This is a genomic window from Janthinobacterium salmonicoloratum (assembly GCF_051380845.1).
In the GTDB taxonomy this organism is placed as follows: Bacteria; Pseudomonadota; Gammaproteobacteria; order Burkholderiales; family Burkholderiaceae_D; genus Janthinobacterium; species Janthinobacterium lividum_F.
The window spans coordinates 1-15,333 of sequence record NZ_JBNYXV010000006.1; the positions used below are offsets into that span (position 1 = coordinate 1).

Consider the following 15,333-nt stretch of genomic DNA (forward strand, 5'->3'; position numbering starts at 1 on the left):
GATGACCATAGCAAGTTGGTCCCACCCCTTCCCATCCCGAACAGGACCGTGAAACAACTTTGCGCCGATGATAGTGCTGCAACCAGTGTGAAAGTAGGTTATCGTCAGGCTTGTTATATAAAAAAACCCCGCTAGGTGCGGGGTTTTTTTTCGTCTGCAGCATTCATCGCACTAGATGCCCCAGGTGATGCTTTCACCTTCCGCCTTGGCCGCGCGCAGCATTTCCATCAACGGATAGGCGCGCTGTGAAAAATGCACTTTCTGCGCGCGCGCATGTGCGCCCGTTTCACCATCTTCCAGCGTTTCCGGCGTATGCGCATCGTGTTCGATGTCATTTTCCGGATGCAGTTTGCTTTCCGCGACTTCTTTTTCCAGCAAGGCCAGGGCATCGCCCGCTTCCGCTGGCGTGATGACGCCGCGCGTGGGATTCTTGTGCAGGATGTCGAGGATACGCTGGGCATGTTCCTGGTACATCAGCACTTCAGGGGAAGATTTGGATTTGAATGAGATCAACATAAGCGCTTTCTGAAACTTGTTGTTAGTGTCGAAACAATATCACGACTTGAAATGTCGCACAGGCCGTCCGATTACCCGGATTGCATATTTGCAAGCCGGATACGGCCATCTGTTGGACAACGCACGTATTTACAAGGGCTGGCTGAGCGTGAAAACACCCGTTTAAGCGATCGTTAAGTCTTAATCCAGTTTGACTGAGTCCATGAAGGTGTCGATGGTGTCACGCGATAGCTTGCTTTCTTCACCAAGAATGATGACCTGGAAGATACGTTTGTCCTGCGCCACAAAACGCCCGACCAGCAAGACGGGCTTGCCTTGCTGCGTGCCCGTCGCTTCGACGCTCAGCGAACTGCGTTGATGGCTGCCTGCCGCCGTGCTGCTGGCAGCCGAGGCCAGTTTTTCGCTGCGCACGTTGCCGCTGATATTTTTCAGCAGGGCCGTCTTCATGGCGGGCAGGGCCGCCTGTGCCTGTTCCACACTGTCGAGCACCGCGCTGCCGATGGCGAAGGTAGCGCCATCGACTTCGCTGGCCGCCATGGTCAGGCTGACTTTCTTGCCATCGAGATCGATCTCGCGTGTCAGCACGGCCGGCTTGCCTGGAAACAGGGCCGTGAACTGGGCGTCGGGGCTGCGATAGTCGCGCCAGTCGAATTTCGGACTGCAGGCGGACAGGATGCTGGCGGCCGCGAACGTAGCCAGAAAGAGGGCAAGTGATGGTTTTTTCATCAGCAGATGGTAGCAGCGCCGTCATTCACGCGCAATCGTGCACGTGTGGCGGTCACTGGCCGCCTTATATCTCGCGCAGCACGCGCCGGTACTGGATCGCTTCGGCGACATGCGGCGGCGTGATGGCGGCGCTGTCCGCCAGATCCGCGATGCTGCGCGCCACGCGCAGTACCCGGTGGTAGGTGCGGGCCGACCAATGCAGGCGCGTCATAGCGCCATGCAACAACTGTTCGCCATGTGGTTCCAGGCGACAATGCTGTTCGATTTCCACGTTGCTCAAGCGCTGGTTTGATTTTCCCTGGCGTGCCAGCTGCAAGGCGAAGGCTGCCGCTACCCGGGTGGCGATGGCTTGCGTACTTTCGCCGGCGCCTGCATGTCGCCCCAGCGCCGCCAGCGGCATGGCGGCCACTTCAATCTGCAGGTCGATACGGTCGAGCAACGGGCCGGACAGGCGATTGTGATAGCGGAGTACGGCGTCTGGCGTACAGCGGCAACGGCCGGAAGCGTGCCCCAGATAGCCGCACGGGCAGGGATTCATCGCGGCGATCAATTGAAAACGCGCAGGAAACTCGGCCTGGCGGGCCGCGCGTGAAATGCTGATAACGCCCGATTCCATGGGTTGGCGCAGCACATCGAGCACCCGGCGCTGGAATTCGGCGATTTCATCGAGAAACAGCACGCCGCAGTGTGCCAGCGAGATTTCTCCCGGACGCGGCACGTTGCCGCCGCCCACCAGGGCCACGCCGGACGCCGTCTGGTGTGGGGCGCGATAGGGGCGGCGTTTCCAATGCTCAACTTTGAAGTTGCCGCCCAGCGAATGCACGGCAGCCGATTCCAGCGCCTCTTCATCGCTCATGGGCGGTAGTACGCCGGGGAAGCGGCTGGCCAGCATGGTCTTGCCGGCGCCAGGCGGCCCCACCATCAGGACGTTGTGACCGCCCGCTGCCGCCACTTCCAGTGCGCGTCGCGCCTGCTGCTGCCCTTGCACGTCGGCAAAGTCGGGATAGGGAAAAGCGTGCGCTGCCAGTACGGGCCGGTGGCGTTGCAGGGCAGTCTGGCTGGCGTGTGCGGCGAAATGCGCGCAGACCTCGAGCAGGCTGTGGGCAGGATAGATGCAGGCATCGCTGACGAGAGCCGCCTCGTCCGCGTTCGCCTGCGGCAGGATGAAGGCGCGTGGCGCACCCGCCTGGCTGCGCTGCATGGCAAAGGTCATGGCAAGGGCGCCGCGGATGGGGCGCAACTGGCCCGACAGCGACAGTTCGCCCGCGAATTCATAGTGGTGTAATTGGTCGCCCGGCAACTGGCCGGAGGCGGCCAGGATGCCCAGCGCAATGGGCAAGTCGAAGCGGCCCGATTCCTTGGGCAAGTCTGCCGGCGCCAGATTGGCCGTGATGCGCCGTGCCGGCATGTCAAAGCCGCAGTTTTGCAGCGCGGCACGAACGCGGTCGCGCGATTCCTTCACTTCCGTATCCGGCAGACCGACAATCGTAAACGAAGGCAAGCCATTGGCAAGGTGGACTTCGACACTTACCTCGGGCGCCTCCATGCCGGCCAGGGCGCGGCTTTTCAGGACGGCCAGACTCATCAGACTCCCCTGTGGCGCGGGCGCGGGCAGGATCAGTCTAGCGCTTGCAACGCCATCAGGCTTGAGGTATGCCAGCAAGGCCGTCAATAACGGGGCCTTGCCGGCCGCAGCTTACGCCTTGGACTCGTTCAGGCGCGTTTCCAGTTCGATCAGGCGCAACTCCAGTGCGTCCAGTTTGGCGCGGGTCTTGGCCAGCACTTGCGCCTGGATATCGAATTCCTCGCGCGTGACGAGATCGAGGCGGGCAAAGCCCTGGGTCATCATCGATTTCACGTTTTTCTCGATATCCTTGGCCGGCGAGTTTTCGATGGCTTGATGGATCTTGCCTTGCAAGTCGTTAAAGAAGGTATTCATGTCCATGGTCAGTCCTTTTATGGTGCGGCCTGTGCATCGCACCATTGCGGTGCACAGCGGCGTTAATCTGGTGCGAAACTGGGCGCTTCATCGTGCTTCAGCAGTCCGTATCCGCATTCCTGGCGGTGTGCAGGGTATGTATGGACGGAAATGCACCTGTCAAGGTGGCAAGAGAGCTGGCACGTATTCTGCTAAAGAAGTGATGAACGCTTTGTGATCTCCAGCCAAGATTTTAAACCTCAACCGCTTTAAAAGTTCAATAAAAGGGAATCGCCATGAAGAATCTGTCCAAGAACATGACTTTAGCTGCAGCGTTGACGCTGGCCATGACTGCCATGTGCGGTAGCGCCATGGCTCAGGATGCAGTGGCGGCGCCTGCTGCGGCCGAAGCAGTACCTGATAACGTGGTGAGCTACAACGTGGCGCTGACCAGCGACTACCGTTACCGCGGCATCTCGCAAAGCCGCTTGAAACCGGCCATCAGCGGTGGTGCCGACTATACCCATAACCCAACGGGCCTGTATGTGGGCACCTGGCTGTCGAGCATCAAATGGATCAAGGACGGCGGCGGCGATACCAATCTGGAATGGGATATCTACGGCGGCAAGCGGGGCGAGATCAGCAAGGATTTTACCTATGACGTGGGCGGCCTGTACTATTTCTATCCCTCGAATGGACTGAGCACCAATGCCAACACGTTCGAGCTGTACGGCCAGCTCGGCTACGGCCCGGTCTATATCAAGTACTCGCATTCGACCACCAATTTGTTCGGTGTTGCCGACAGCAAGAACAGCGGCTACCTAGACGTGGGCGCCAACGTCGAGGTGCATGATGGCTACATGCTGAACCTGCATGCGGGGCGTCAGAAGGTCGAGCACAACGATTCCCTCAGCTACAGCGACTACAAGATCGGCGTGACCAAGGATTTTGGCGTAGTGACCGTGGCTCTGGCCGCCGTTAAAGCCAATATCACGTCGCTGGCACCGAACGGCAAGAACCTGGCGAAATCCGGTCTCGTGCTGACCGTGTCCAAAACCTTTTAAGCGAGACTGCCATGAAAATGATTACAGCAATCATTAAACCGTTCAAACTGGACGAAGTGCGCGAAGCCTTGTCGGCTATCAATGTGCAAGGCATTACCGTCACCGAAGTGAAAGGTTTCGGCCGCCAGAAAGGTCACACGGAACTCTACCGTGGCGCCGAGTATGTCGTTGATTTCTTGCCAAAGACCAAGATTGAAGCGGCCGTCGATGACGCCATTGTCGACCAGGCCATCGAAGCGATCGAAGGTGCCGCGCGTACCGGTAAAATCGGTGATGGCAAGATTTTCGTCTACAACCTGGAACAGGTCATCCGCATCCGTACCGGTGAAACCGGCAACGAAGCGCTCTAAGGGGAATATTGATGCATAAAAATATAACAAAATTGCTCGCCGGGATAGCCTGCCTGTGTGCGTTTGGCATTGCCACGCCGAGCTTTGCCGATGCTCCCGCCAAGACGGAGGCGGCCACGACCACGGCCGTCGCCGCCCCCGCCGTCACGCCGGTTCCTGACGCAGCAGCACCGGTGGCCGCCGCTCCGGCCCCGGCCGCTGCTGCGCCAGCCGCCGCGCCCGTCGCCAACAAGGGCGACACTAGTTTCATGATGATCAGCACCTTGCTGGTGATCTTGATGACGATCCCCGGCTTGGCCCTGTTCTACGGCGGCCTGGTGCGCTCGAAGAACATGCTGTCGGTGCTGATGCAAGTGTTCATGGTCTTCGCGCTGGTTATCGTGCTGTGGTGTATTTATGGCTACTCGATCGCCTTCACGGAAAAAACCGCCTTCTTCGGTGGCTTCGACCGCCTGTTCCTGAACGGTATCTGGGATCCGGCCAAGGGCACGTTTGCCGCCGCCGCCACCTTCAGCAAGGGCGTCGTCATTCCCGAGTTCGTCTTTGTCGCCTTCCAGGGCACGTTTGCCGCCATCACCTGTGCGCTGATCGTCGGCGCCTTTGCCGAGCGCGCCAAGTTTGCCGCCGTGCTGGCCTTCGTCGTGCTGTGGTTCACGTTCGCCTACCTGCCAGCCGCCCACATGGTGTGGTTCTGGACCGGTCCTGACCTGATCACCAACGCCGCCACCTCGGCCAGCGAAGCCCTGAAGGCTGGCTGGATCTGGCAAAAAGGCGCGCTGGACTTCGCCGGCGGCACCGTGGTGCACATCAACGCCGCTGTCGCCGGCCTGGTGGGCGCCATCATGATCGGCAAGCGCGTCGGCTACGGCCGCGAATCGATGGCACCGCACTCGCTGACGATGACCATGATCGGCGCGTCGCTGCTGTGGGTGGGCTGGTTCGGTTTCAATGCCGGTTCCTCGCTGGAAGCGGGCGACGTGGCTGCCCTGGCCTTCGTCAACACCTTGCTGGCAACGGCTGCCGCCACCCTGTCGTGGGTGTTTGGCGAGTGGATCAGCAAAGGCAAGCCCTCCATGCTCGGTGGCGCTTCCGGCGCCGTGGCCGGCCTGGTGGCGATCACCCCGGCGGCAGGCTTTGTCGGCCCGATGGGCGGCCTGGTCATCGGCTTGCTGGCCGGTGTCATCTGCCTGTGGGGTGTGAATGGCCTGAAGCGCCTGATCGGCGCCGACGATTCGCTCGACGTGTTCGGCGTGCATGGCGTGGGCGGTATCCTCGGTGCCTTGCTGACGGGTGTGTTTGCTGCACCACAACTGGGCGGTCAAGGCATCTTCGACTATGTCACCAACAAGATGTCGGCGGATCCGTACTCGATCGGCCACCAGGTGTGGGTACAGGCGCAAGCCGTCGGCACCACCATCATCTGGTCTGCCGTCGTCTCCGTCATCGCCTACAAGCTGGTCGACATCGTCATCGGTCTGCGCGTACCGGAAGAAGAAGAGCGCGAAGGCCTCGATATCACCAGCCACGGCGAGCAGGCTTACCATGGCTAAATAGCAATTATCTGGCATGCCCGCGCCCCGGCGCAGCATGTCCGGCTGGAGAGGCGCCTCACCGAGGCGCCTTTTTTTCGTTGTGGGAATGGAAAAGGTCTTTAAAACAAGGCTTTTGCCCCGATTTGGGGTACTTACACGGTAATATAGTCGGCAGTTCTGTGTGCTTTTTTGAATACTGCACATAATTTAAGGATGTAACTATGGTTCCCCATCTCGTCACGGCCCTGACCGGACCGCTGCTCGACCTCGAAAAAAAGATTCTGGCCGCGACGCCGGCCATTGAGCGCTGGTTTCGCATGGAGTGGCAAGAGCACACGCCGCCCTTTTATTGCTCGGTAGACTTGCGTAATGCGGGCTATAAGCTGGCGCCTGTCGATACCAATCTGTTCCCTGGCGGTTTTCATAACCTGGCCACGGAAATGCTGCCCTTGTCCGTGCAGGCGGCCATGGCTGCCATCGACAAGTATTGCCCGGACGCCCGCAACCTGCTGATCGTGCCGGAATTGCACAACACCACGCCGCAATACCTGCAGAACGTGGCGCGATTGATGCAGATATTCCGCCAGACGGGTCTGCATGTGCGCTTCGGCTCCTGGTCGCCCGAGATCACTCAACCGACGCCGCTGGCGTTGCCAGATGGCAACATGCTCGTCATCGAGCCGCTCGTGCGCCTGAACAATGGCCGCCGCCTGGGATTGAAGGATTTCGACCCGTGCACGATTCTGCTGAATAACGACTTGTCGGATGGCATCCCCGATATCTTGCAAAATATTCATGAGCAAAGCTTGCTGCCGCCCTTGCATGCGGGCTGGGCCTTGCGCCGCAAGAGCAACCACTACACGGCTTACGATGAAGTGGTGAAAAAATTCGGCAAGATGATCGATGTCGACCCGTGGATGCTCAACCCCTTCCACGCCAAGTGCAGCGACGTGAACTTCCAGGAAGGCGAGGGCGAAGACGCGCTGGCCGCCAGCGTCGACGTGCTGCTGGCCAAGATCCGCAAGAAATACAAGGAATACGGCATCAAGGAAAAGCCATTTGTCATCGTCAAGCCCGATGCGGGCACGTATGGCACGGGCATCATGACGGTGCGCGACGCCAGCGAAGTGCGCGACCTGTCGCGCAAGCAGCGCGACAAGATGTCCATCGTCAAGGACGGTAAAGTCGTCACCGACGTGATCATCCAGGAAGGCGTGCCCACCTTCGAAAGCATCAAGGATGCGGTGGCCGAGCCTGTCGTCTACATGATCGACCGCTATGTGGTGGGCGGCTTTTACCGCGTGCACGCGGAGCGGGGCGTGGACCAGAACCTGAACGCGCCCGGCTCGCAGTACGTGCCGCTGGCGTTTGCCCAGCAGCATGCGGTGCCGGACTTGAAGGCCAAGCCGGGCACGGCCGCGCCGAACCGCTTCTATGTGTATGGCGTGGTGGCGCGCCTGGCCTTGCTGGCCGCGTCGCTGGAAATGGAGCGCACGGACCCGAATCCCGAGGTGTATTGATCCATCACGGAGGCTTGCCGGGCGTGGCGACTACCGCGCCTGGCGATCTCGGCTAGAATCAAGCATTCCTTATCCAGGCTCCCCGATTGGACGCACCATGAAAATTGCATTCCTTGCCGACCCGCTGGCAGGCTTCAAGACTTACAAAGATTCCACCTTCGCCATGATGCGCGAGGCGGCCAAACGCGGCCACGCCGTGTATGCCTTCGAACAGAAGGACATGGCGCTGGAAGAGGGCATCGTCACGGCATTGGTCAAACACATCGAGCTGACGGGCGACGAACACGACTGGTACAAGGTGGTCTCCACCGAAGAAGTGCGCCTGTCGACCCTGGACGCCATCATCGAGCGCAAGGACCCGCCGTTCGACATGGAATACGTGTACGGCACGTATCTGCTGGAACTGGCGGAAAAGCAGGGCGCGCGCGTCTTCAACAAGCCGTCCGCCATCCGCGACAACAATGAAAAGCTGGCTATCGCCCAGTTTTCCGAATTCACCTCGCCGACCCTGGTGACGTCGAACGAAGCGCGCCTGCGCGCCTTCCACGCCAAGCACCAGGACGTCATCTTCAAGCCGCTCGACGGCATGGGCGGCACGGGCATCTTCCGCGTCAAGGCCGATGGCCTGAACCTGGGCGCCATCATCGAGACCTTGAGCGAGAACGGCGCGCAGACCATCATGGCGCAGCGGTTTATCCCCGACATCGACAAGGGCGACAAGCGCATCCTCGTCATCGGCGGCAAGCCGGTGCCGTTTTCGCTGGCGCGCATCCCGCAGGCGGGCGAAGTACGCGGCAACCTGGCGGCCGGCGGCACGGGCGTGGCGCAGCCCTTGACGGCGCGCGACCTGGAAATCGCAGAAAAGCTGGGCCCGATCCTGGCCGCGCGTGGCCTGATGCTGGTAGGATTGGACGTGATCGGCGACTATCTGACGGAAGTCAATGTCACCAGCCCGACCTGCTTCCAGGAAATCATGCAGCAGACGGGGTTTGACGTGGCGGCCATGTTTGTCGACGCCGTCGAGCACGGCGTTGCGCAAGCGCAGCAGCGCTAGAAGGTGAAATGACTATGGTAGGGATTTTGCTCATGACACATGCACCGCTGGGACAGGCGTTCATCGCCGCTTGCGCGCATGTGTTTCGGGGGCCAACGGAACGTTTTGAAGCCATCGACGTCGTCGCCGACCAGGACCTGGCGGAAGTGCAAAAGCTGGCGTCGGACGCCATCTGCCGCCTCGACGATGGCTCCGGCGTGCTGGTGATTACCGACGTGAAGGGCGGCACGCCGTCGAACTGCTGCAACAAGCTGGCCGATGCGGGGCGGGTGGAAGTCATCGCCGGCATCAGCCTGCCGATGCTGCTGCGCGCCATCACGTATCGCCGCGACACGCTCGACGTGGTGGTGGAGATGGCGCTGGCCGGTGCGCAAAGCGGCGCCGTGCGCGTCGATAACCGCATCCGCGTGGGCGAATAAGGAAGTGCATGGCCGCCGCCCTGAAGGCGGCGGGTTTTATAGGCCAAGATTGTCATCAGCGTAGTGCATTCAGGGATAGAGACCATACAAAAATGATTCAAAGAGAACTCGAAATCATCAACAAGCTGGGATTGCACGCACGCGCCTCCGCCAAATTTACCCAGCTCGCCGCCAAGTTCAAGAGCGACGTCTGGCTGACCCGCAACGCGCGCCGCATCAACGCCAAATCCATCATGGGCGTGATGATGCTGGCCGCCGGCAAGGGCGCGAAAGTGACCCTGGAAGCCGAGGGCGATGATGAGATGGCATGTGTCGATGCCCTCACCGCCCTGATTAATGACAGGTTTGGCGAAGGCGAGTAATGCTCGCCGAACGCAGCCGCAGCCGCATTCCGACAGGTCACCCCATGGCATCTTTCACGCTCCACGGCATCCCGGTCTCCCGCGGTATCGCCATTGGCCGCGCGCATCTGCTGGCGCCGGCCGCCCTTGACGTCAAACACTACCTGGTCGCCCAGGAACAGATCGAAGCCGAAGTCCAGCGTTTGCAAAACGCCATCGCCGCCGTCCACAAGGAACTGCAAACCCTGTGGAACGAGTTGCCGAAAGACGCGCCCACGGAACTGGGCGCGTTCATCGACGTGCATGCGCTGATCCTGTCGGACCCGCTGATCGCCGAAGCGCCGCTCGACATCATCCGTTCGCGTCACTACAACGCCGAATGGGCGCTGCTGACGCAGATCGATGAATTGTCGGCCCAGTTCGACGAAATCGAAGACCCGTATTTGCGCGAGCGCAAGGCCGACATCCAGCAGGTGGCAGAGCGCGTGCTGAAGGTCTTGCTTGGCACCGAACAGCTGCTGCCCAAGGTGGCGGCCGACGATGAATTGCTGGCGCAGATGATCGTCGTCGCGCACGACATCTCCCCGGCCGACATGCTGCAGTTCCGCGACCGCTCCTTCATCGGCTTCATCACCGACGTGGGCGGACAGAACTCGCACACGGCCATCGTCGCGCGCAGCCTGGATATCCCGGCCGCCGTCGGCATGTCGCAGGCGTCGATGCTGATCGATCAGGACGACTGGCTGATCATCGACGGCGACGCCGGCGTGGTCATTGCCAACCCCAGCGCGCTGGTGCTGGAGCAGTACCGCGAGCGCCAGGTGGCCATGCAGCGCGCGCGCAAGAAGCTGGGCAAGCTGAAAAAGACGCCAGCCGTGACCAGATGCGGCACGCCCGTCACCCTGCTGGCCAATATCGAATTGCCCGAGGATTGCGCGTTTGCGCTGGAGTCGGGTGCCAGTGGCGTAGGCCTGTTCCGCTCCGAATTCCTGTTCATGGGCCGCGCCCACAAGATTCCTACCGAGGACGAGCAGTTCGAGGCTTACCGCAACACGGTGCAGTCGATGAAAGGGCGCTTGGTGACCATCCGCACGCTCGACATCGGCGCCGACAAGCCGCTCGACCAGTCCGATCATACGGCTTTGAATCCCGCCCTGGGCTTGCGCGCCATCCGTTACTGCCTGGCCGAGCCGCAGCTGTTCCTGACGCAGCTGCGTGCCATTCTGCGCGCCTCGGCCTTCGGCAAGGTGCGCATCCTGATTCCCATGCTGGCGCATGCCTTCGAGATCGACCAGTCGCTGGCCATGATCGCGCAAGCGAAGGCCAGCCTGCGCGAGGAGGGCGTCAAGTTCGACGACACGGTTGAAGTGGGCGCCATGATCGAGATTCCGGCCGCCGCGCTGGCCCTGCCCATGTTCGTCAAGCGCATGGATTTCCTGTCGATCGGCACGAATGACTTGATCCAGTACACCCTGGCCATCGACCGAGTCGATTACGAAGTGGCGCATTTGTACAATCCGCTGCACCCGGCCGTGCTGCAACTGATCTCCATGACGATCGCGGCCGGCCACAAGGCGGGCATCGACGTGGCCGTCTGTGGCGAGATGGCGGGCGACGTGAAGCTCACGCGCTTGCTGCTGGGCATGGGGCTGCGCGAGTTTTCCATGCATCCGGCGCAACTGTTGGCGGTCAAGCAAGAGATCCTCAACAGCGATCTGGGCCTGATTGCACCACAAATGCGCAAAATTCTGCGTTCGATGGAACCAAATGTGATCGCGGAAGCCGTCCGGCAACTGCAGCTCATGTAAACTGTCACCATATCAGCATCAGGACACATCGCGCGCGGCAAGATGGTTCCTGATGCTAAAGTTGCAGGACCTATCATCGCGGTGCTGCATCGACCATGGCCCGTGGGGCCACCCCTTTTTATAAACCGACACACATGTCATCCATTGGAATCGTTTCGCCGCAAACCATGTATTTTGCGCAACCCCTGCAGCTGCAAAGCGGAGCATCGCTGCGGGACTATATGTTGATGTATGAAACCTACGGCACCCTGAACGCCGACAAATCGAACGCGGTGCTGGTCTGCCACGCCCTGAACGCCTCGCACCACGTGGCCGGCGTGTATGCCGATGAGCCGAAAAGCACGGGCTGGTGGGACAATATGGTCGGTCCCGGCAAGCCGCTCGACACCAACAAATTCTTCGTCATCGGCGTCAACAACCTGGGTTCCTGCTTCGGTTCGACGGGGCCCATGCACACCAATCCCGCCACCGGCAAGCCGTATGGCGCCTCTTTCCCCGTCGTCACGGTGGAAGACTGGGTCAGCGCGCAGGCGCGCCTGGCCGATGAACTGGGCATCCGCCAGTTCGCCGCCGTGATGGGCGGCTCGCTGGGCGGCATGCAGGCGCTGGCGTGGAGCATCATGTTCCCCGAGCGCTTGCGCCACTGCGTGGTGATCGCCTCGACGGCCAAGCTGTCGGCGCAAAATATCGCCTTCAACGACGTGGCGCGCCAGGCCATCCTGTCCGACCCCGATTACCGTGGTGGCGACTTCTATGCCCATGGCGTGGTGCCGAAGAACGGCTTGCGCGTGGCGCGCATGGTGGGCCACATCACGTATCTGTCGAATGACGACATGGCTGAGAAATTCGGCCGCAAGCTGCGCGATCCGGCGCAGACGGGCGACTATAAATTCGGCTTCGGCATCGATTTCGAGATCGAATCATATCTGCGCTACCAGGGCGACAAGTTCTCCGAATATTTCGACGCCAACACGTATCTGCTGATCACCAAGGCGCTCGATTACTTTGATCCGGCGCGCGCGCATGGCGGCGACCTGGCCAAGGCCCTGTCGGGCACGAAGGCCAAGTTCTTCCTCGCCTCGTTCTCCACCGACTGGCGCTTCTCGCCCGAGCGCAGCCGCGAAATCGTCGAGGCGCTGGTGTGCAACCGCCGCCAGGTCACGTATGCGGAAATCGACGCGCCGCATGGCCACGACGCCTTCCTGCTGGAAGATGCGCGCTACATGAACATGGTGCGCGCCTACTATGGCCAGGTATGGAACGATATCGGGGCGGGCTTGCCCGCCGCAGCACAGCACACCGCCGTCCGCCAGGGCGCGAAGGAGACCGCATGACTTTTGACGAATTGAGCGCACTGCGCCCCGACCTGGCCTTCATCGCCCACTGGGTGCCGAACAACGCGCATGTGCTGGACGTGGGCTGCGGCGAAGGCGTGATGCTGCAGTACCTGCAAAGCGACAAGGAGTGCAGCGGTTACGGCATCGAGATCGCCGACGACAAGGTGCTGGCCAGCACCCTGCGCGGCGTGAACGTGATCCAGCAAGACATGGAAAAAGGCCTGGCCATCTTTGGTGACAACAGCTTCGACACGGTGCTGTGCCTGTCGTCGCTGCAGATGATGAAGCAGGTCGAGCCGCTGTTGCGCGACATCGTGCGCGTGGGCGCCGAGGCCATCGTCTCGTTCCCCAACTTCGCCTACTGGCCGCACCGCGTGGCATTGCTGAAAGGGCGCATGCCCGTGTCGAAATCGCTGCCCTACCAGTGGTACGACACGCCCAACGTGCGCTGCGCAACCATCAACGATTTCCGCGAGTTGGCCGAGGAATGCGGCCTGGAAGTGATCGAATGCGTGGCCCTGGCCGAAGGCAAGATGGTCTCCGTGCTGCCGAACCTGCGCGGCGACCTGGCCGTCTTCCGCCTGCGTAAAAAAGCGGTGCATTGATGACCACAAGCCCGGCGCCAGGATGGCGTTCCTATGCCAATGGCCGCATGCTGGCCGTGCTGGTGCTGGGCTTCAGTTCCGGCCTGCCCCTGTTCATCCTTTTGTATTTGTTGCAGGCATGGCTGGCCAAGTCGGGCTTGAACGTCAAGGCGCTGGGGCTGTTCGCCCTGGTGCAGTTCCCGTATATCTGGAAATTCCTGTGGGCGCCTTTGATGGACCGCTACCGCATCCTCGGGCTGGGACGCCGGCGCGGCTGGATGGCACTGACGCAAGTGGCGCTGTTCTTTTCCATCGGCGGCATGGGCATGCTGGACCCGCTCACGCAGATCGGTTTGATCGCGGCGGCCGCCGGCGGCGTCGCCTTCCTGTCGGCCAGCCAGGACATCGTCATCGATGCCTACCGGCGCGAAATCCTTTCCGATAACGAGCAGGGACTGGGCGCCGCCGTCATCGTCAACGCGTATAAGGTGGCGGGCATGGTGCCGGGTGCGCTGTCGCTGATCCTGGCCGACCGCATGCCATGGCAGCCCGTCTTCTGGATTACGGCCGCCTTCATGTTGCCTGGCCTGGTCTGCACCTTGCTGATCAGGGAGCCGACCGTGTATGGCTCGCCGCCGAAGACCATGCGCGAAGCGATCATTCTGCCATTCCAGGAATTCATCGCGCGCGATGGTTGGCGTAACGCAATGTGGATCCTCGCTTTCGTCTTACTCTACAAAATCGGCGACAGCATGGCCACGGCGCTGGCAACGAAGTTTTATCTCGACCTGGGTTTCAGCATGACGCAGATCGGTCTGGCCGCCAATACCACGGGTTTCTGGGCCAGCCTGGCCGGCGGCGTGGTGGGCGGCATATGGATGCTCAAGCTGGGCATCAACCGGGGCCTGTGGGTGTTCGGCGCGCTGCAGGCCATCGCGATTCTTGGCTTTGCCTGGCTGGCGCAGGTGGGGCCGAATACCATGTTATTGAGCGCCGTGATCGGTTTTGAAGCTTTCGCCAGCCTGGGCCTGGGTGCGGCAGCCTTTGTCGCGTTCTTGTCGCGCACCACGGACCCGCGCTACACGGCCACGCAATATGCGCTGTTTTCCAGCCTGAGCGCCGTGCCGCGCACCCTGATCAACGCCTCGGTGGGCTTTCTGGTCGCCGAACTGGGCTGGTTCTCGTTTTTCATCGTTTGCTTCTTCCTGGCTTTCCCGGCCATGATGATGCTGCCTAAAATCGCTCCATGGAGGTCTGCCAATGGCACCAATATCCCTTAAACGTTACACCGTCCTGGCCAGCCTGTGCGCGGCCACCGCACTGGCGCCGCTGTCCGTCCACGCCCAGCAGGCGACGGTACAGGATGGCATCAAGGTGCGTCCTTTGTCGACCTCGCGCATCTTTGCCGGCGGCGCCGATTTCAATGCACAATCGAAGCAGCAATATACGCAGCTGGTCAACGAAGCGAAGGAAAAAAATGCGCTGGTGCCGGACAGCGATCCACAGGTCAAACGCCTGCGCGCCATCGCCCAGCGCATCATCCCGTTCGCCACGCGCTGGAACGAGGCGGCGGCAAACTGGAACTGGCAGATCAACCTGCTCAACTCGGACGAGGTCAACGCCTTTTGCATGCCGGGCGGGCAGATCGCTTTTTACAGCGGCATTATCACCAAGCTGAACCTGACCGACGATGAAGTGGCCGTCGTCATGGGGCATGAAATTTCGCACGCCTTGCGCGAACACTCGCAGGCGCAGGCAGGCAAGGGTAACCTGGCCGCCGTTGGCGCCAAGCTGGCCGGCGCCGGCCTGTCGGCCTGGCTCGGCGTCGACCCGAATCTGACCAGCACTGCCACGAATATGGCGGCCAAGGGCGTGATGCTGAAGTTTTCGCGCGACGATGAACGCGAGGCGGACCTGATCGGCATGGACCTGGCCGCGCGCGCTGGTTTCGACCCGCGCGCCGGCGTGGCGCTGTGGCAGAAGATGGCGGCAGTCAGCAAGGGCGCGCCGCCGGAATTCCTCTCGACGCACCCGTCGGGCAGCGACCGCATCTCGCAGATGAACAGCCATATGGCGCAAGTGCTGCCCCTGTACGCGCGCAGCAAGGGCGTCAGCGTGGATGCCTTGCCGCCCTACCGCAGCAACGCCATCGCGCAGCGCTAGG

Annotated in this window: 16 protein-coding genes and 1 rRNA gene; 13 read left to right on the plus strand and 4 right to left on the minus strand. The window is 61.3% G+C overall.

Translation table 11 applies throughout. The features are described from left to right. Positions 1 to 110: ribosomal RNA gene (gene rrf / locus ACQ4WY_RS23140) — 5S ribosomal RNA — on the plus strand; the annotation flags it as partial. 61 nt (positions 111 to 171) lie between these two features. On the opposite strand, the gene ACQ4WY_RS23145 is transcribed toward rrf, so the two are convergent. From ACQ4WY_RS23145 to ACQ4WY_RS23160, 4 genes are all read right to left on the minus strand, one after another. Further along, the gene (locus ACQ4WY_RS23145) at positions 172 to 516 is read right to left on the minus strand and encodes a DUF1840 domain-containing protein (protein ID WP_436506105.1); all 345 of its coding nucleotides are present in this window, start codon (positions 514 to 516) and stop codon (positions 172 to 174) included. Positions 517 to 696: 180 nt separating this feature from the next. Beyond that, complete coding sequence (locus tag ACQ4WY_RS23150) at positions 697 to 1,242, minus strand: hypothetical protein (RefSeq protein ID WP_436506106.1); 546 nt, start codon at positions 1,240 to 1,242, stop codon at positions 697 to 699. A 64-nt stretch (positions 1,243 to 1,306) separates the two neighbouring features. After that, positions 1,307 to 2,827: a YifB family Mg chelatase-like AAA ATPase gene (locus ACQ4WY_RS23155; protein WP_436506107.1), complete on the minus strand. Its 1,521-nt coding sequence runs from the start codon at positions 2,825 to 2,827 to the stop codon at positions 1,307 to 1,309. 111 nt (positions 2,828 to 2,938) lie between these two features. Then, a complete protein-coding gene (locus ACQ4WY_RS23160) occupies positions 2,939 to 3,187 on the minus strand; it encodes an accessory factor UbiK family protein (protein ID WP_046683506.1) in 249 nt (82 codons plus the stop codon). A gap of 269 nt (positions 3,188 to 3,456) precedes the next feature. Here ACQ4WY_RS23160 and ACQ4WY_RS23165 point away from each other — a divergent pair, with 269 nt between their 5' ends. From ACQ4WY_RS23165 to ACQ4WY_RS23220, 12 genes are all read left to right on the plus strand, one after another. Further along, positions 3,457 to 4,224, plus strand: a complete 768-nt coding sequence (locus tag ACQ4WY_RS23165; protein WP_353658967.1) for a TorF family putative porin — start codon at positions 3,457 to 3,459, stop codon at positions 4,222 to 4,224. Positions 4,225 to 4,235: 11 nt separating this feature from the next. After that, positions 4,236 to 4,574, plus strand: coding sequence for a P-II family nitrogen regulator (locus tag ACQ4WY_RS23170; RefSeq protein ID WP_010393464.1), 339 nt, complete (start codon positions 4,236 to 4,238; stop codon positions 4,572 to 4,574). An 11-nt stretch (positions 4,575 to 4,585) separates the two neighbouring features. Then, positions 4,586 to 6,124: an ammonium transporter gene (locus ACQ4WY_RS23175; protein WP_353658966.1), complete on the plus strand. Its 1,539-nt coding sequence runs from the start codon at positions 4,586 to 4,588 to the stop codon at positions 6,122 to 6,124. Between the two features lie 203 nt (positions 6,125 to 6,327). Further along, positions 6,328 to 7,626, plus strand: coding sequence for a glutamate--cysteine ligase (gshA, locus tag ACQ4WY_RS23180; protein WP_092803594.1), 1,299 nt, complete (start codon positions 6,328 to 6,330; stop codon positions 7,624 to 7,626). Positions 7,627 to 7,723: 97 nt separating this feature from the next. Beyond that, the gene (gene gshB / locus ACQ4WY_RS23185; RefSeq protein WP_436506108.1) at positions 7,724 to 8,680 is read left to right on the plus strand and encodes a glutathione synthase; all 957 of its coding nucleotides are present in this window, start codon (positions 7,724 to 7,726) and stop codon (positions 8,678 to 8,680) included. A 14-nt stretch (positions 8,681 to 8,694) separates the two neighbouring features. Beyond that, positions 8,695 to 9,099, plus strand: coding sequence for a PTS sugar transporter subunit IIA (locus ACQ4WY_RS23190; RefSeq protein WP_035824452.1), 405 nt, complete (start codon positions 8,695 to 8,697; stop codon positions 9,097 to 9,099). 92 nt (positions 9,100 to 9,191) lie between these two features. Further along, positions 9,192 to 9,461, plus strand: a complete 270-nt coding sequence (locus tag ACQ4WY_RS23195; protein ID WP_436506293.1) for an HPr family phosphocarrier protein — start codon at positions 9,192 to 9,194, stop codon at positions 9,459 to 9,461. A gap of 44 nt (positions 9,462 to 9,505) precedes the next feature. Further along, positions 9,506 to 11,248 (plus strand): phosphoenolpyruvate--protein phosphotransferase, encoded by a 1,743-nt coding sequence (gene ptsP / locus ACQ4WY_RS23200; protein ID WP_436506109.1) that lies wholly within the window; start codon positions 9,506 to 9,508, stop codon positions 11,246 to 11,248. A 134-nt stretch (positions 11,249 to 11,382) separates the two neighbouring features. Next, positions 11,383 to 12,582 (plus strand): homoserine O-succinyltransferase MetX, encoded by a 1,200-nt coding sequence (metX, locus tag ACQ4WY_RS23205; RefSeq protein WP_436506110.1) that lies wholly within the window; start codon positions 11,383 to 11,385, stop codon positions 12,580 to 12,582. Beyond that, on the plus strand, positions 12,579 to 13,190 hold the full coding sequence (gene metW, locus ACQ4WY_RS23210; RefSeq protein ID WP_070222822.1) for a methionine biosynthesis protein MetW: 612 nt from the start codon (positions 12,579 to 12,581) through the stop codon (positions 13,188 to 13,190). Before metX ends, metW begins: the two co-directional genes overlap by 4 nt. After that, entirely contained in the window at positions 13,190 to 14,449 is a 1,260-nt protein-coding gene (locus ACQ4WY_RS23215) for an AmpG family muropeptide MFS transporter (protein WP_070278331.1), read from the plus strand. Before metW ends, ACQ4WY_RS23215 begins: the two co-directional genes overlap by 1 nt. Continuing rightward, the gene (locus tag ACQ4WY_RS23220; RefSeq protein ID WP_436506111.1) at positions 14,430 to 15,332 is read left to right on the plus strand and encodes a M48 family metallopeptidase; all 903 of its coding nucleotides are present in this window, start codon (positions 14,430 to 14,432) and stop codon (positions 15,330 to 15,332) included. The genes ACQ4WY_RS23215 and ACQ4WY_RS23220 overlap by 20 nt, the downstream gene beginning before the upstream one ends. Position 15,333: the final 1 nt, after the last annotated feature.

Bases quoted from the DNA above. Each gene is read 5' to 3' on its own strand.
- ACQ4WY_RS23190 (WP_035824452.1), top strand. From the start codon at position 8,695: ATGGTAGGGATTTTGCTCATGACACATGCACCGCTGGGACAGGCGTTC.
- ptsP (WP_436506109.1), top strand. From the start codon at position 9,506: ATGGCATCTTTCACGCTCCACGGCATCCCGGTCTCCCGCGGTATCGCC.
- ACQ4WY_RS23145 (WP_436506105.1), bottom strand. From the start codon at position 516: ATGTTGATCTCATTCAAATCCAAATCTTCCCCTGAAGTGCTGATGTAC.
- gshA (WP_092803594.1), top strand. From the start codon at position 6,328: ATGGTTCCCCATCTCGTCACGGCCCTGACCGGACCGCTGCTCGACCTC.
- ACQ4WY_RS23215 (WP_070278331.1), top strand. From the start codon at position 13,190: ATGACCACAAGCCCGGCGCCAGGATGGCGTTCCTATGCCAATGGCCGC.
- metW (WP_070222822.1), top strand. From the start codon at position 12,579: ATGACTTTTGACGAATTGAGCGCACTGCGCCCCGACCTGGCCTTCATC.
- ACQ4WY_RS23150 (WP_436506106.1), bottom strand. From the start codon at position 1,242: ATGAAAAAACCATCACTTGCCCTCTTTCTGGCTACGTTCGCGGCCGCC.
- gshB (WP_436506108.1), top strand. From the start codon at position 7,724: ATGAAAATTGCATTCCTTGCCGACCCGCTGGCAGGCTTCAAGACTTAC.
- metX (WP_436506110.1), top strand. From the start codon at position 11,383: ATGTCATCCATTGGAATCGTTTCGCCGCAAACCATGTATTTTGCGCAA.
- ACQ4WY_RS23170 (WP_010393464.1), top strand. From the start codon at position 4,236: ATGAAAATGATTACAGCAATCATTAAACCGTTCAAACTGGACGAAGTG.
- ACQ4WY_RS23175 (WP_353658966.1), top strand. From the start codon at position 4,586: ATGCATAAAAATATAACAAAATTGCTCGCCGGGATAGCCTGCCTGTGT.
- ACQ4WY_RS23160 (WP_046683506.1), bottom strand. From the start codon at position 3,187: ATGGACATGAATACCTTCTTTAACGACTTGCAAGGCAAGATCCATCAA.
- ACQ4WY_RS23220 (WP_436506111.1), top strand. From the start codon at position 14,430: ATGGCACCAATATCCCTTAAACGTTACACCGTCCTGGCCAGCCTGTGC.
- ACQ4WY_RS23155 (WP_436506107.1), bottom strand. From the start codon at position 2,827: ATGAGTCTGGCCGTCCTGAAAAGCCGCGCCCTGGCCGGCATGGAGGCG.
- ACQ4WY_RS23165 (WP_353658967.1), top strand. From the start codon at position 3,457: ATGAAGAATCTGTCCAAGAACATGACTTTAGCTGCAGCGTTGACGCTG.
- ACQ4WY_RS23195 (WP_436506293.1), top strand. From the start codon at position 9,192: ATGATTCAAAGAGAACTCGAAATCATCAACAAGCTGGGATTGCACGCA.